16 protein-coding genes are annotated in these 14,935 nt (G+C 63.1%); 9 read left to right on the top strand and 7 right to left on the bottom strand.

The features are described 5' to 3' along the window. Positions 1–105: 105 nt before the first annotated feature. Positions 106–1,017: a hypothetical protein gene (locus tag AC1DOG_RS18065; protein WP_477929943.1), complete on the top strand. Its 912-nt coding sequence runs from the start codon at positions 106–108 to the stop codon at positions 1,015–1,017. Between the two features lie 171 nt (positions 1,018–1,188). Here AC1DOG_RS18065 and AC1DOG_RS18070 read toward each other — a convergent pair whose 3' ends face one another. Then, a complete protein-coding gene (locus AC1DOG_RS18070; RefSeq protein ID WP_477929944.1) occupies positions 1,189–2,319 on the bottom strand; it encodes a DNA methyltransferase in 1,131 nt (376 codons plus the stop codon). Between the two features lie 184 nt (positions 2,320–2,503). On the opposite strand from AC1DOG_RS18070, the gene AC1DOG_RS18075 reads away from it, so the two are divergent. Further along, a complete protein-coding gene (locus AC1DOG_RS18075; protein ID WP_477929945.1) occupies positions 2,504–2,689 on the top strand; it encodes a hypothetical protein in 186 nt (61 codons plus the stop codon). A gap of 4 nt (positions 2,690–2,693) precedes the next feature. Further along, complete coding sequence (locus tag AC1DOG_RS18080; protein ID WP_477929947.1) at positions 2,694–3,140, top strand: hypothetical protein; 447 nt, start codon at positions 2,694–2,696, stop codon at positions 3,138–3,140. Between the two features lies 1 nt (position 3,141). Here AC1DOG_RS18080 and AC1DOG_RS18085 read toward each other — a convergent pair whose 3' ends face one another. Together AC1DOG_RS18085 and AC1DOG_RS18090 are read right to left on the bottom strand one after the other, a co-directional pair. Continuing rightward, positions 3,142–3,495 carry an antibiotic biosynthesis monooxygenase family protein gene (locus AC1DOG_RS18085; RefSeq protein ID WP_477929949.1) on the bottom strand — a complete coding sequence of 118 codons (354 nt, stop codon included), beginning with the start codon at positions 3,493–3,495 and terminating at the stop codon, positions 3,142–3,144. Next, positions 3,492–3,821 (bottom strand): NIPSNAP family protein, encoded by a 330-nt coding sequence (locus AC1DOG_RS18090; RefSeq protein ID WP_477929951.1) that lies wholly within the window; start codon positions 3,819–3,821, stop codon positions 3,492–3,494. Before AC1DOG_RS18090 ends, AC1DOG_RS18085 begins: the two co-directional genes overlap by 4 nt. Positions 3,822–3,922: 101 nt before the next feature. Between AC1DOG_RS18090 and AC1DOG_RS18095 the strand changes: the two genes are divergently transcribed. Further along, on the top strand, positions 3,923–4,621 hold the full coding sequence (locus AC1DOG_RS18095) for an ArsR/SmtB family transcription factor (protein ID WP_477929953.1): 699 nt from the start codon (positions 3,923–3,925) through the stop codon (positions 4,619–4,621). Positions 4,622–4,698: 77 nt separating this feature from the next. Here the strand turns inward: AC1DOG_RS18095 and AC1DOG_RS18100 are convergent, their stop codons facing one another. The 3 genes from AC1DOG_RS18100 to AC1DOG_RS18110 form a co-directional block, all read right to left on the bottom strand. Next, complete coding sequence (locus AC1DOG_RS18100) at positions 4,699–5,124, bottom strand: DUF1284 domain-containing protein (RefSeq protein ID WP_477929955.1); 426 nt, start codon at positions 5,122–5,124, stop codon at positions 4,699–4,701. 1 nt (position 5,125) lies between these two features. Continuing rightward, positions 5,126–5,704, bottom strand: a complete 579-nt coding sequence (locus AC1DOG_RS18105; RefSeq protein ID WP_477929957.1) for a biotin transporter BioY — start codon at positions 5,702–5,704, stop codon at positions 5,126–5,128. Between the two features lie 201 nt (positions 5,705–5,905). After that, positions 5,906–6,577: a GntR family transcriptional regulator gene (locus AC1DOG_RS18110; protein ID WP_112982180.1), complete on the bottom strand. Its 672-nt coding sequence runs from the start codon at positions 6,575–6,577 to the stop codon at positions 5,906–5,908. A 195-nt stretch (positions 6,578–6,772) separates the two neighbouring features. Here AC1DOG_RS18110 and AC1DOG_RS18115 point away from each other — a divergent pair, with 195 nt between their 5' ends. Then, positions 6,773–7,462 carry an HAD family hydrolase gene (locus tag AC1DOG_RS18115; RefSeq protein ID WP_018899055.1) on the top strand — a complete coding sequence of 230 codons (690 nt, stop codon included), beginning with the start codon at positions 6,773–6,775 and terminating at the stop codon, positions 7,460–7,462. Positions 7,463–7,730: 268 nt separating this feature from the next. Here the strand turns inward: AC1DOG_RS18115 and AC1DOG_RS18120 are convergent, their stop codons facing one another. Then, a complete protein-coding gene (locus AC1DOG_RS18120; protein ID WP_477930061.1) occupies positions 7,731–8,390 on the bottom strand; it encodes a hypothetical protein in 660 nt (219 codons plus the stop codon). A gap of 232 nt (positions 8,391–8,622) precedes the next feature. On the opposite strand from AC1DOG_RS18120, the gene thrC reads away from it, so the two are divergent. From thrC to AC1DOG_RS18140, 4 genes are read left to right on the top strand one after another with little or no spacing between them, the layout of a single operon-like run. Continuing rightward, positions 8,623–10,023 (top strand): threonine synthase, encoded by a 1,401-nt coding sequence (gene thrC / locus AC1DOG_RS18125; protein ID WP_111561918.1) that lies wholly within the window; start codon positions 8,623–8,625, stop codon positions 10,021–10,023. A 27-nt stretch (positions 10,024–10,050) separates the two neighbouring features. After that, on the top strand, positions 10,051–11,349 hold the full coding sequence (locus AC1DOG_RS18130) for a M16 family metallopeptidase (protein WP_026283105.1): 1,299 nt from the start codon (positions 10,051–10,053) through the stop codon (positions 11,347–11,349). 29 nt (positions 11,350–11,378) lie between these two features. After that, positions 11,379–11,993 carry a GNAT family N-acetyltransferase gene (locus AC1DOG_RS18135; protein ID WP_018899059.1) on the top strand — a complete coding sequence of 205 codons (615 nt, stop codon included), beginning with the start codon at positions 11,379–11,381 and terminating at the stop codon, positions 11,991–11,993. Further along, the gene (locus AC1DOG_RS18140; protein ID WP_477929961.1) at positions 11,990–14,902 is read left to right on the top strand and encodes an EAL domain-containing protein; all 2,913 of its coding nucleotides are present in this window, start codon (positions 11,990–11,992) and stop codon (positions 14,900–14,902) included. Before AC1DOG_RS18135 ends, AC1DOG_RS18140 begins: the two co-directional genes overlap by 4 nt. Positions 14,903–14,935 lie beyond the last annotated feature (33 nt).

Raw genomic sequence — 14,935 nt, forward strand, 5'->3', positions numbered from 1 at the left:
GCTGACGGGAGGTTATGATGGGTAGAGGTATCTTGCTGTGGTTTCTGGGCGTTCCGATCCCGCTGATCCTGATCATCCTGCTGTTCTGGCACTAGGGGGTCGGCGATGTCCTTTACCTCCTCCACCGTGGTGACAGATGCACCACTGGAATCATCGGCACCCGCCGTCAGCTGGGGGCCGATCATCGCCGGAACGCTGGCCGCCACCGCGATCTCGCTGGTCTTCATCCTGATCGGCTCCGGCCTTGGTCTGACCATGGTATCGCCCTGGTCGCATGACAACGCCTCGCTGACCACGATCGGCGCGACTGCCGCGATCTGGCTGATCGTCGTGCAATGGGTCTCGGCCGCACTCGGCGGCTATCTCACCGGCCGTTTGCGCACCAAATGGGTTGGCGTCCACACCTACGAGGTCTTCTTCCGCGATACCGCGCATGGCTTCCTCTCCTGGGCGCTGGCAACAGTGGTCGTTGCCGGATTGCTGGGATCGGCGCTGTCATCGGTGATCAGCACTGGTACGCAGGCCACCGCAACAGCGGTTGGAGCAGTCGGCGCCGCAGGTGCCGGGGCGGCTGTCAGCGCCAGCGATGGCACGAGCGGCTTCTCGCCGGCCTATTTCACCGACGCGTTGCTGCGCCCGGCCAATACGGCGCCGGCAGCGGGCAACCAGAGTGATGAGGCGGTCAATGCCCAGGTGACGCGCGTGCTTGTGAACGGCATTGTCGACGGCAAGCTTTCGGCCGACGACCAGGCCTTTGTCGAGCAGGTGGTTGCTGCCCGCACCGGCCTTTCCTCGACTGATGCCAAGGCACGCGTCGATGCCGTCATGAAGCGCATCGACGATGCCAAGCTTGCCGCCAAGGAGGCTGCGGATAGCGCCCGCAAGACGGCTTCTGCGGTTGCCCTGTTCGGTGCACTCTCGCTGTTCGTCGGCGCCTTCATCGCCAGTGTCGCCGCCGCGATCGGCGGACGCCAGCGCGACGAGGATGAAGAGCGGATGGCGTTACTGCGCCGCTAAGCGATAAAGCTGAAACTGAAAAGACGCTCGGAGCGATCCGGGCGTCTTTTGTTGTCTTGGAAGTCCAGAACTGAAGACGCCCGGGGTATGATCCCGGGCGCCTTTTGCCGTCTTCCGCAACTGGAGGTACAAAAACCGGTCGACGGCAGTCTCGATCGGGCCTTTCGCGGATCAGCCCGCGTTTGCCAGATCACTGCGGATGACGGCCCTGAGATCGTCGATCGGGCGCAGGGATTGCCCATCGTCGAAGTGCCAGAACGTCCATCCGTTGCATGCGTCGAAACCCTGGACCTTTGCGCCCATTCTGTGGATCGAGCCCGCCTCGCCGCCCGCCGTAACCGTGCCGTCGGCACGAACGATCGCGCTATAACGGCGCTTGGCGTCGGTCAGCACCTGGCCGGGCTTGATGAGGCCGCTTTCGACCAGCGTATTGAAGGCCACGCGGACCTCCTGCTTCTTGCCGGTCATAACAGTCAGTTCCGCCTTGCCGAGCGGCTCGACCGATTCGATGCGGGCAGACGCCGCGTCGATGTAATCCTGCTCGCGCTCGATGCCGACAAAGTGGCGGCCGAGGCGCTTGGCGACGGCGCCCGTGGTGCCCGAGCCGAAGAACGGATCGAGGATGATGTCGCCGGGCTTCGAAGAGGCCATGATGACGCGGGCGAGCAGCGCTTCCGGCTTCTGCGTCGGATGCACCTTCTTGCCGTCCTCGCCCTTCAGGCGCTCGTGGCCGTTGCAGATCGGGAACAGCCAGTCGGAGCGCATCTGCACGTCGTCGTTCGAGGCCTTCAGCGCATCGTAGTTGAAGGTGTAGCCCTTGGCCTTGGCGTTCGGGCTTGCCCAGATCATCGTCTCGTGCGCGTTCTGGAAACGACGGCCCTTGAAGTTCGGCATCGGGTTGGTCTTGCGCCAGACGATATCGTTCAAGATCCAGAAGTTCAGATCCTGCAGCGTGGCGCCGACGCGGAAGATATTGTGATAGGAACCGATGACCCAGAGCGTGCCCGTCGGCTTCAGCACGCGGCGGCAGGCGAGCAGCCAGGCGCGGGTGAAAGCATCATAGGCTTCGAAGGAAGCGAACTGGTCCCATTCGTCGTCGACCGCGTCGACCAGCGACTGATCGGGACGATGCAGATTGCCGCCGAGCTGCAGGTTATAGGGCGGATCGGCGAAAATGACGTCTACGGAATGGGTCGGAAGGGCTTCAAGAGCGGCAACGCAATCGCCCTTGATGATCGTGTCGATCCAGGAATCCGGCTTTGCGGAGGCCTTGAGATCGGCAAGCGGAAATACAGACGCCATGTTTTAACTCGCTCATACACATTACGCTCTTTACTGTCTGTTATGGTTACTCATCTTGGTTACCAAAGCCTGAACCGGGGAACGATTTCGGGAAAATAAAATCGCCGGGGCGCGCGTCACGTGGCACCCACTTGCCGCTTTGCAGGCTATTGCCTATGATTGAATTCTCAGGAGCGACCACGCGATGCGATCAACCAAGGCAGCCGAAAGCTCAGGCAAGCAACCCTCCCGGAAGAGCATCCTGGCGGGAGAGTTGACCGATGAAGAAATTCGGCTGATCCGCAGCGCGCGCATTGAAACCGACGCGCCTTATGAACTTGACGATCTTGATGAGGATGGAAAGCTCAGCCCTTCGAAACGGCCGGGCTGATCCCTTGAAGATACCGCCTCGTCCGCCTGTTGGATGCCTGGTCGCCTACGAATTCCTGTGGCGCTCCCAGAGCCAGTATCGGGAGGATGGCTTCGAGGTCTATCCGGCCGCGATCGTCTTTTCCCGCGATCAAGGCGACAACGAAATCCTGACCTACGTGCTAGGCATGTCACATAGCGCTCCTTTCGGCACACAACGCGCTGTGGAAGTGCCGATGAAGCTCAAGAGGCACCTTGGACTCGATGACAGCCCCTCCTGGATCTACACCGACCAGCTGAACGTCTTCGTGTGGGCGGGCGCCGATCTGCGCCCCGCCTCCTGGCTTTCGGACAGACCCAATCTCGACAGCTGCGTGATTGGCGTGCTGCCGAAAGGGTGGTTCCAAGATCTGCTGCGGCATCTCGAAGACAGCCGTCGGATGCAGCAATTGCAGGCCACCAAGCGCACGTAAATTATCCCACCACATCATGCACCGCCCGGCTATCCGCAGGCGCCTCGTCCCGCTCGTTCATCCCGTAGTCGCGCACGACATGGCCGATGCGCAGGCGGTAATCGGCGAAGATGCCGCCGCGGCCGGCGGCCTGGGCGGCGCGGTGGTGTTCGAGGTTGCGCCAGCGTTTGACCGCTTCCTCGTCGCGCCAGAAGGAGAGCGACAGCAGCTTGCCGCGCATCGTCAGGCTTTCGAAGCGCTCGATGGAGATGAAACCATCCATCTTCTCCAATTCGGCGCGCAGCTCGCCGGCGAGGTCGAGATAGGTGTGGCGCTCGCCCATATAGGGCAGGACTTCGAAGATGACGGCGATCATGGCAGCACCTTTGCGGCGTGGGGGAGCGAGACGTTCTTCAGGAAAATGCGGTCTTCCTTGAGGATGAAGCGTTCGCGTCTTGCGAATTCATAGTTCTCGCGGCCGAGCGGATCGGCGGCCAGGCGGGCGCGGTAGGCTTCGTAGGCGGTGAGGCTTTCGATGTTGTAGACGCCGTAGGCCGTGGTTGCGGAACCCTCGTGCGGGGCGAAATAGCCGATGAGGTCGGCTCCGTTGCGCGGGATGGCCTGGCCCCAGTTGCGCGCGTATTCGGCGAAGGCATCCTTCTTGAACGGGTCGATTTCGTAGCGGATGAAGCAGGTGATCATCTTTTTTCTCCTTGATTGCAGGGTGGTTTTGCCATGTTGCGGGACGGAGATGCTTCGGCTACGGTCGAAGTATGGAAGATGACATCCGTTGGAGGTAAGCCGTGAAGGAAGGACCTGATATTGCCCAGATCGGCGCGCTGATCGGCGATCCCGCCCGCGCCAACATGCTGGCCGCGCTGACGGGTGGTAAAGCGCTGACGGCGACCGAGCTCGCCGCTGTCGGCGGCATCACGCTGCAGACGGCGAGTGCGCATCTCGCCAAGCTCGAGGCCGGCGGGCTGCTCCTTCCACGCAAGCAGGGGCGGCACCGCTACTTCACGCTTGCCGACGAGACAGTGGCGCGGCTGATCGAAAGCATGATGGGTTTTGCGGCGAGCCGCGGTCATCTGCGTCACCAGCCGGGACCGAAGGAGCCGGCGCTGCGCAAGGCGCGGATCTGCTACGACCATCTGGCCGGCGATTATGGCGTGCGGATGCTGGATAGCCTCGTTGCCAGGGGCGCGATCGACGCCGTCGGCGATGCCTTGGCGCTGACCGCGAAGGGCGAGGAGACGTTCCAGTGCATCGGGATTGATGTCGCCGACCTCAAGGCATCGCGGCGGCCGCTCTGCCGATCCTGCCTCGACTGGAGCGAGCGGCGGGCGCATCTGGCGGGCAGTCTCGGCAAGGCGCTGCTTGCGAGCTTCTTCGACAGGGGATGGGCGCGGCGCACGGCGGGCAGCCGCTCGGTGATCTTTTCGCCTGATGGAGAGCGGCAGTTCCTGGCGCTGTTTCCGGTGGAGACGCCGGTCGCGGCCTGAAGCGCGGCGCGCTTCAGGCGCTTGTTTTTGCGCAGGTCTTTGTCCCGAAACCGGGAACCACTTTCGGGAGACATGCGTCAGCTTGGCGCGACCAGCACATCGGTGAAACCGCGCTCGGCGATATCGTTGCAGAGTTCGCTCCATTCGCACTCGTCGCAAGCCCTGCGGATCGTGCCGAGGGCGAAGTTGCGGCGCAGGCGTTTCAGCAGTGCCGCGTCGGGATAGATGCGGGTGCCCTTCCAGACCGCCATCCCCAACAGACGGCCGACGGCTTGCGCCGCCGCCCTGTCCCGCGCCACTACGCTTTCGTTGTGGCAATGCGCCGCCGTTCCTGAGAGCAGCGGCGCGCAGATATCGTCGGGGCCATCGACCAGCTCGATCTCCTCGCCCGACGACAGGCGCCGGGCGATGCGGATGTAGTTCTCGGTGAAGGCGGGCGTGTAGCCTTCACCGACGAAGGTCAGCATGCAGAGCAGGTGGTGGGCGCGCAGGCGAACTGTCATTTCAGCGGCCGGTATAGATCCTGATACCCTTCAGCACGGCTGCCGCCAGCGCCGATTTCAGCACCGCGCCGAGAATGAAGGGAGCGACGCCGAGCAGCCAGGCCTTTTCCATGCCGAGCAGGTTTGCGAGCCACAGGCCGCCGATCGCCAGGCACAGGATATTGGCGGCGAAGTGGGCGGCGAAGCTGCGGATCACAGCGTCGCCGGTCCAGCCGCGCGCGGCAAGYCAGCCAGCAAGGGCCGCGACGACAGGGAAGGGTGCGAGATAGCCTGCCGTCGGGCCGGCGAAGGGGGCGAGACCGCCGGCGCCACCGGCCAGAACCGGGAAGCCCATGGCTGCTTCAGCGAGCCAGGCGAGCACCGTCGCCGCGCCGAGACGCCAGCCATAGAGCGCGCCGATCATCGTCACCGCGAAAGTCTGCATGGTGATCGGCACCGGCACCATCGGCACCGAGATCTGCGAGGCGAGCGCCAGGATGAGCGTGCCCGCCAGCACGAAGACGGCCTTGATGGCGGCCGGGCGGGCGGCGAGGCGCAATGGGTCGAAACGGAAGTCGGACGATTGATCGAACAGGGACATGAACTCTCCTTCTAAAATTATAGATAATTTTTGATTCCCATCTATTTTATGCGAGAGATTTCTCGCGATGACAAGCGGCCACCATGCGATTGTGCGGTGGTCAAACGGGATCATGTGCACGATCAGCCATGAGAACAGGCGTAAAGGCGCGATTTTCCGGGCAAATCACACCGATTATAAATTATCTATAATTTTGGAAAATCAGCCGACGATGGCGAAGGCTTCGCCGTTTTCGCCAGCCTTGTTGGTGGATTTCGGCGCGCGGCCGATCCACTGGACGTGGCGTTCGAGGATGCCGGCCGCCTCTTCCGCCCTGCCCTGGCGCAAGGCCACGAGGATGGCGCGGTGGTCGTGGTCGGTGCGCTTCTCCCAGCCCGAACGCCAGGCGGAAAACAGAAAGCGAGCGCTGGCGGCGTGGAGATCGTCGATCGAGGCGAGCAGACGGCTCATGTTGCAGGGCGTCAGGATCAGGCGATGGAAGCGGCGGTTGGCCTCTTCCCAGGCGTGAACGTCTGCCGCCGCATCACCCTCGCGGGTCGCCTCCTCGGCGGCATCGAGGATCGCAGGCGTCAAATGCTTGGCGGCGTGGCGCAGCGCCAGGACTTCGAGTGCCGCCCGCATCTCGGCCACCTCGCGCACCTCCTTGATATCGAAGGAGGCGACGCGCACGCCGCGGCGTGGCTCGCTGATCGCCAGCCCCTGAGCCTCCAGGCGGCGGAAGGCTTCGCGCACGGGCACGTGGCTGGCGCCGAACTCCTCGGCGATATGATCCTGGCGCAGACGGAAGCCGGCCGGCAGTTCACCGCGAACGATGCGGTCGGCGAGCACGCGGCTGATGCGGCTTGCGATTGTGTCTTCCGGTTCCTTGGCCATATTCATCCATTAGAGGGCGAGCCGTGGCTTGTCGAGATGGCTTGTCGAGGCGACAAGCGCCTGCATCCGCAGGCAATTTCCTCGCGCGCAACCCTAGCCTCCCGGCCGCAGCAGACCAGCCATGACGCCCCGCCGGTTGAGATCGAACGAGGCATCGTGTAAAGCCGCAGCATCCCCCAACAAGGCTTGATAGACATGAATGGCTTCGACCTCATCCTTTTCGACTGCGACGGCGTTCTGGTCGATTCCGAAATCATCGCGGCGGACGTCGAGTCCAAGCTTCTGACGGAGGCAGGCTACCCGATCAGCATCGAGGAGATGGGCGAGCGATTCTCCGGCATGACCTGGCAGAACATCCTCATGGAAGTGGAGCGCGACGCCAGCATTCCGCTCTCTGCCTCGCTGCTCGACAAGTCCGAGAAGCTGCTCGACATGCGGCTCGCCTCCGACGTGCAGGCGATCGCCGGCGTCGAGGCGGCCATCAAGCGCATCGATCTGAAGCGCTGCATCTGTTCGAACTCGTCAAGCGCGCGGCTGACCATGATGCTCTCCAAGGTGGGGCTCAGCCAGTTCTTCGCGCCGAACATCTTCTCGGCCAAGGACCTCGGCGCCGATCGCGTCAAGCCGAAGCCCGATATCTTCCTGCACGGCGCCAAGCAGATGGGCGCTTCGCCGTCGCGCTGCGTGGTGGTCGAGGATTCCGTGCACGGCGTCCATGCGGCGCGCGCCGCCGGCATGCGTGTGATCGGCTTCACCGGCGCCTCGCACACCTACCCCTCGCATGCCGACCGGTTGACGGATGCGGGTGCCGAGACGGTGATTTCGCGGATGGTGGATCTGCCGGGTGTGGTTGCGGCGCTGGCGGAGTGGGAAGGCGTGGCGTGAGTTTGGATTGATATGTTTGAGGGAATGGGCTCAGGCGTTTTGCCGTGAAGCCCCCTCATCCCCGGTGCAGCAAGCTGCACCTGAACCCTTCGGGCCACCTTCTCCCCTATGGGGCGAAGGGAAGATGGAGCGAGCGGCCAGCCCCGAGTCTCTTCTCCCCTGCGGGGAGAAGGTGCCGGCAGGCGGATGAGGGGGCCACACGGCACCACCTCAAACTTTGAAATCGCGATACAACGGTAAACGCGATCCCCCTACCCCAAAAGCCCCGTTAGCTGGACTTCTTCTTGCCCTTGCCCTTGGCAGGCGCGCCCTGGTCGAAGCCGACGTTGACGCGGACCAGTGCGCCGGAGCCGACGGGCAGCTTGATGTCGTCCTTGCGGAACAGGACCTGGGTGGCGCCGGTCGGGTCGATCTGGGCGGGGAAGTTGGTGACTTCGGAATAGAGTGCGTCTTCGCCATCGAAGACGGAGATGCGGATCGGCAGCGTGACGTTGCCGCCGGTGCCGGCCGGGCCCGCGACGACGCGGACCTGCGCCACGACGGTCATGACGAGGTTCTGGTCGTTCAGCGTGCACTGGCGCGTGTAGTTGCCGATCGAGGCCTGGAAGGAGAGCTTGTCCGGTTCTCCGGTCTTGGCGCCGCCGGCGTAGCGGTAGAGGATCGCTTCGGAGTCCTTCATGTAGATGGTCGGGCAAGCGCCCTGGACGACGCGCGCCGTATTGCCGGATGCTGTCGTGGCGGTGCCGATCGACGGGTCGTTGGAGGACGGGTTGGCCGGCGACAGCGGCATGATCTGGCCGGTGGCGCCGGATGGTGCCGTTTCCGCCGTCTTCGTCTCGCCACCGCCCATCCCGAGCGAGTTGCAGCCGACCAGAACAGCCGCGAAGGATACGGAAGCGATAAGACGAGAGACCTTGCCGAGCACGATTATTCCACCCTCTTCACAAAGTTTTTTGCCAGGCCTGCTGAGTGAAAACAGGGCCTTTCGTGACAGTTTGCGATGGTCTATATCAGCGGCGCAAACAAAAATCGATTGGGTAAGCACTGTTTTGATGCACATTTCGGGATTGCAGCCGGCGAAGGCCAGAGCTGCGGCCAAAGGGCGGCGCGACACAGGTTTTCTCTTCAATCCGGATTTTATCTAGGCCGGCACATCAAGGATGACGACAGTGGAATATATCTCGACCCGCGGCAAAGCCCCTGCTCTCGGTTTCTGCGATGCATTGCTGGCGGGTCTGGCGCGTGACGGTGGCCTCTATGTGCCGCGCGAATGGCCGCAGTTCTCCAAGAAGGAGATCCGGGCCCTGCGCGGCAAGAGCTACCAGGATATCGCCTTCACCATCCTGTCGCCGTTCACCAACGGTGAAATTCCAGCCGACACGTTTCGGGCGATGATCGACGAAGCCTACGGCACCTTCCGCCATCCGGCGATCGCGCCCCTGGTGCAAACCGGCCCGAACAGCTTCGTGATGGAGCTCTTCCATGGCACGACGCTAGCCTTCAAGGATGTGGCGATGCAGCTTCTGGCGCGGCTGATGGACTATGCGCTGGAAAAGCGCGGCGAGCGCGCTACCATCGTCGGCGCTACCTCGGGCGACACGGGCGGGGCGGCGATCGACGCATTTGCCGGCCGCGAGCGCACCGACATCTTCATTCTCTTCCCGCATGGCAAGGTTTCGCCGGTTCAGCAGCGGCAGATGACGACGTCGACGGCGTCGAACGTGCATGCGCTCGCCGTCGAGGGCAATTTCGACGATTGCCAGAACCTCGTGAAGGCGATGTTCAACGACGGCGCGTTCCGCGACAAGGTGAAGCTCTCGGGCGTCAACTCGATCAACTGGGCGCGCATCATGGCGCAGATCGTCTATTACTTCACGACGGCGATCACGCTCGGCGCACCTGATCGCAAGGTCTCGTTCACGGTGCCGACCGGCAATTTCGGCGATATATTCGCCGGTTATTGCGCCAAGCGCATGGGCCTGCCGATCGGCAAGCTGGTCGTCGCCACCAACGAAAACGACATCATGGCGCGCACCATCAAGACCGGCCGCTACGAGATGAAGGACGTCAAGGCGACGACCTCGCCGTCGATGGACATCCAGATTTCGTCGAACTTCGAACGGCTGCTGTTCGAGGCCTATGGCCGCGACGCTTCGAAGGTCCGCGCCGCCATGGACAGCCTGAAGCAGTCGAACGGTTTCGATATTTCCGCCGATGCCATGTCCTTCATCAAGAAGGATTTCCGCGCCGGGCGCGCCAGCGAAAAGCAGGTGGCCGAGACGATCAAGACCACGCTCGAAAAGACCGGCTATCTGCTCGATCCGCATTCGGCGATCGGCGTTTTCGTCGCCGACAAGCATGAAAAGGCCAATTCGCCGATGGTGACGCTTGCCACCGCGCATCCGGCTAAGTTCCCCGCCGCCGTAAAATCCGCATCCGGTATTGACCCCGCGCTTCCGACGTGGCTTGCTGATTTGATGGACAAGGAGGAGCGCTTTCAGATCGTTAAGCCCGAGCTCAAAGAGGTAGAAACATTTATCGACGAGCATTCCCGGGCCTAATCGGCAGAAGGCGCAGAAAGATAGCCAATGACAGTTGAGTGCACCCGGCTCAAATCCGGGCTGACAGTAGTGACACAGACCATGCCGCATCTCGAAAGTGCAGCACTCGGGGTCTGGATCAAATCAGGTTCGCGCAACGAGACGACAGACGAGCATGGAATTGCCCACCTGCTCGAACACATGGCCTTCAAGGGAACCGCGCGCCGCAGCGCCCGCGAGATCGCCGAACAGATCGAGGATGTCGGTGGCGAAGTGAACGCCGCAACCTCGACCGAAACGACCTCCTATTACGCGCGCGTCCTGAAGGACCACGTGCCGCTCGCCGTCGATATCCTGGCTGACATCCTCACCGAATCTGCTTTCGAAGAGGAAGAGCTGGAGCGTGAGAAGCAGGTCATCCTGCAGGAAATCAACGCCGCCAACGACACGCCCGATGATGTGGTATTCGACCGGTTTTCGGAAGTCGCCTATCGCGACCAGACGCTCGGCCGCGCCATTCTCGGCACGCCGCAGACGGTGGTGTCGTTCACGCCGCAGCAGATTCGCGGCTATCTCAGCCGCAACTACACGACCGACCGCATGTTCGTGGTCGCCGCCGGCGCCGTGCAGCATGACGAATTCGTGCGCATGGTCGAGGAGCGATTCGCCTCGCTGCCGACCGCGCCGAGTGCCACGCCGGTCATGGACCCCGCCAAATATATCGGCGGCAACATCCGCGAGACGCGCGACCTGATGGACGCCCAGATCCTGCTCGGCTTCGAGGGCAAGGCCTATCACGCGCGCGACTTCTACTGTTCGCAGATCCTCGCCAACATCCTCGGCGGCGGCATGTCGTCCCGACTGTTTCAGGAAGTGCGCGAAATCCGCGGCCTCTGCTATTCGATCTATGCCTTCCATTGGGGCTTCTCCGACACCGGCATCTTCGGCATTCATGCCGCGACCGGCGGCGAGAACCTGCCGGAACTGGTGCCCGTCATCATCGACGAATTGCATAAGTCGGCCACCTCGATCGACCAAAAGGAAATCGAGCGCGCCCGCGCACAGATCCGCGCCCAGTTGCTGATGGGCCAGGAAAGCCCGGCGGCGCGTGCCGGCCAGGTGGCGCGGCAGATGATGCTTTACGGCCGGCCGATCTCCAATCCTGAAATGATGGAGCGGCTCGAAGGCATCACCATCGAACGCCTGACCGACCTTGCGGGCCGGCTGTTCTTCGACACCGTGCCGACGCTGTCGGCGATCGGCCCGCTGGAGCATCTGGCGCCGATGGAAGACATCGCCGCGTCGCTCACCTCGCCTGCCCCACAGGGCAAGCAAGCCGTACTTTGAACCTGCATTCGCGTTGCCGGGAGTGATCGATGCCAAAATCGGTGTTTCGGTTCCTGTCTCGGCAGCCGGAAGCAGTTGAAATCGAAGACGCCAATTATGTGCTGCGGCTGCCGCGCTATCAGGATTTCAACCAGTGGCACAAGCTGCGGTCGGCAAGCCGCGGCTTTCTCGAACGTTGGGAGCCGACCTGGCGCCGCGACGAGCTGACAGAAGGCTCGTACCGGGCGCGCGTCATTCGCGGCAAGCAGGAATACGCGTCGGGACAGGCCGTTCCGCTGCTGCTTTTCCACCGTGAAAACATGACGCTGCTTGGCGGCATCACCATCGGCTATATCAGGCGCGGGGCGGCACAGAGCTGCATGATCGGCTACTGGATGGGCGAAGCACATGCCGGCCAGGGCCATATGTTCGCCGCACTTCAATTGGTTATACCCTACATCTTCGCAGGCCTTGAGTTGCACCGTATCGAAGCAGCCTGTATTCCAGACAATGCTCGGAGCATCCGCCTGCTTGAAAAAGCCGGGTTTCAGCGGGAAGGCTATCTGCGCGGATACTTGAAGATCAACGGTCAGTGGCATGATCACGTGATGTTTTCACTGCTCGCCACCGATACGGATAAAGGCAGGATAACCGACAGCCGATGACCAACAAACGCATGCTGCACCCATCACCATCTGGACGTTTCGTCGCGGTGATCGCAGCGCTTTTCCTGTCGGCTTTGGCGCTGATGGCAGGGGTCGCGCAGGCGGCCGAACCGGTGAAGATTTCCCGCGACGACACCGCGCTCGATCTGACCAAGACCACCGAAATCTACGCAAACCAGGGTGAGGCCTTCCAGGTCTCGACCGCGGCCGGCGCCGACGGCATCCGCCGGCGCATCGAGGTGCGATCGAGCTCCGGCAACCACCAGGGCGACTGGGCGGTCTTCGCGCTCGCCAACGTTTCCGACGAACAGCTGGAGCGCGTCATCGTCGCACCGCATTTCCGTCTGGTGAATTCCAAGCTGTTCTGGCCCGATCTCGGCTCGCAGCGCATCATCGCGATCACGCCGAGCGAAGGCTTCGCGCTCGACCGGCAGCCGAGCGACGATTCCGACGTCTTCCGCATCACGCTCAACCCGGGCTCCGTCATCACCTTCGTCGCCGAGCTTTCGACGCCGGAACTGCCGCAGATCTATCTGTGGGAGCCTGACGCCTACAAGGACACGATCAACGCGTTCACGCTCTATCGCGGCATCGTGCTTGGGATTGCGGGCCTTCTGGCGGTGTTCCTCACCATCCTTTTCGTCGTCAAGGGCACCTCGATGCTGCCGGCAACCGCCGCGCTCGCCTGGGCAGTGCTCGGCTACATCTGCGTCGATTTCGGTTTTCTCGGTAAGCTCGTCAGCATCGCTTCGGCGGACCAGCGAATATGGCGCGCCTGCGCGGAAGTGGCGCTGGCATCGAGTTTCGTCATCTTCCTGTTCACCTATCTCAACCTCAACCGCTGGCATACGCATCTCGGCTACGTGACGCTCGCCTGGGTGCTCGGCCTGGCGCTGCTCTTCGGCGTCGCGATCTACGATCCCGCCATCGCCGCCGGTATCGCCCGCCTGTCCTTCGCGCTCACCGCGACGCTGGGCCTGCTGCTCATCATCTATCTCGGCCTCAACCGCTATGACCGCGCCATCCTGCTCGTGCCCGCCTGGGCGCTGATCCTGGTGTGGCTGTTCGGCGGCTGGCTGACGATCACCGGCCAGCTCGACAACGACATCATCCAGCCGGCGCTCGGCGGCGGCCTGGTGCTGATCGTGCTTCTGATCGGCTTCACCGTCATGCAGCACGCCTTTGCGGGCGGCACGTTCCAGCAGGGGCTGTTCTCCGATCTCGAGCGGCAATCGCTGGCGCTGACGGGCTCCGGCGACATGGTGTGGGACTGGGACGTGGCGCGTGACCGCGTCGTCACCATCCCCGATGTCTCGGTCAAGCTCGGCCTTTCGCCCGGCACGATGCATGGTGCGGCCCGCAACTGGCTGCCGCGCCTGCATCCTGACGATCGCGACCGCTTCCGCGCCACGCTCGACGTGCTGCTCGAACATCGCCGCGGCCGGCTGAACCACGAGTTCCGCATCCGCGCCGAGGACGGGCATTTCCACTGGCTCCTGATCCGCGCCCGGCCGGTGCTCGATTCCAACGGCGAAGTGATCCGCTGCGTCGGCACCGTCATCGACGTGACCGAGCAGAAGAACTCGATCGACCGGCTGCTGCAGGACGCGCTGCACGACAACCTGACCGGCCTTCCGAACCGCCAGCTGTTCCTCGACCGCCTGCAGGGCGTGCTGGCGCTGGCGCCGGGTGGCGATACGCTGCGGCCGACGGTGATGGTGATCGATATCGATCGCTACAAGCTGGTCAACGACGCGCTTGGCGTGGCCGCCGGCGACAACATCCTGATCGCGCTGACGCGCCGTCTCCGCCGGCTGCTGAAGCCGCAGGACACGCTGGCGCGTCTCTCCGGCGACCAGTTCGGCCTCATTCTGGTTTCCGAGCGCGACCCCGCCAAGATCGCCGACTTCGCCGACGCTATCAGCAAGGCGATCATGGTGCCGATCAACTTCGCCAACCGCGAGATCATCCTGACGGCCTCGATCGGGCTTGCCTCCTTCGTCGACCAGCAGGAGAACGCGACGGGGATGCTCAGCGATTCCGAGCTTGCGATGTACCGGGCGAAACGCGCCGGCGGCAATCGCGTCGAACCGTTCCAGCCCGCCTTCCGCGACTTCGGCGCCGACCGGCTGCAGCTGGAATCGGATCTCCGCCGTGCGCTGGAGCGCAAGGAACTGTCGATGGTCTACCAGCCGATCGCCGGCCTGGAAGATGTCGAGATCGCCGGTTTCGAGGCCTTGATGCGCTGGGAGCATCCGAAGCGCGGCAACATCCCGCCGTCGGAGTTCATTCCGATCGCCGAGGCTTCCGACATCATCAACATGCTCGGCGTCTTCGCGCTCGAACAGGCGACCAACGACCTGATGGCCTGGGAAAGCCAGACCGGCGAGCTGCCGATCTTCGTGTCGATCAATCTCTCGAGCGCCCAGCTTCTCAACAACGATCTCTATGACGACGTGCGCTCGGTTCTCGCCAAGACCCATTGCGATCCGACCCGGCTGAAGCTGGAGCTGACCGAGACGATGGTGATGGAAAACCCGGAACAGGCGCGCCTGGTGCTCGGCAAGCTCCGCGAGGTCGGGCTTGGGCTGGCGCTAGACGATTTCGGCACCGGCTACTCCTCGCTCTCATACCTCACCCGCTTCCCGTTCGACACGATCAAGCTCGACAAGACGCTGGTCTGCGACACCAGCGACCGCAAGTCGACCGTGCTGCGCTCGGTGATCTCGATGGCGCGGGAGCTGGAGATGAAGGTTGTGGCCGAAGGTATCGAGTCCAACGAGGATGCGATCGAGCTGGCGAAGATGGGTTGCACCTACGGACAGAGCTATCTCTTCGGCCCGCCGATGGCGTCGGAATCGGTGCTGCGGCTGCTGAAGGAGCGGTTTCCGCTGACCAGGCGCGCCTGAGGTCTCTCAGGCCGCCAAGGTTCAAGCACCTGA

This window comes from Rhizobium sp. 01N48 (assembly GCF_056399145.1).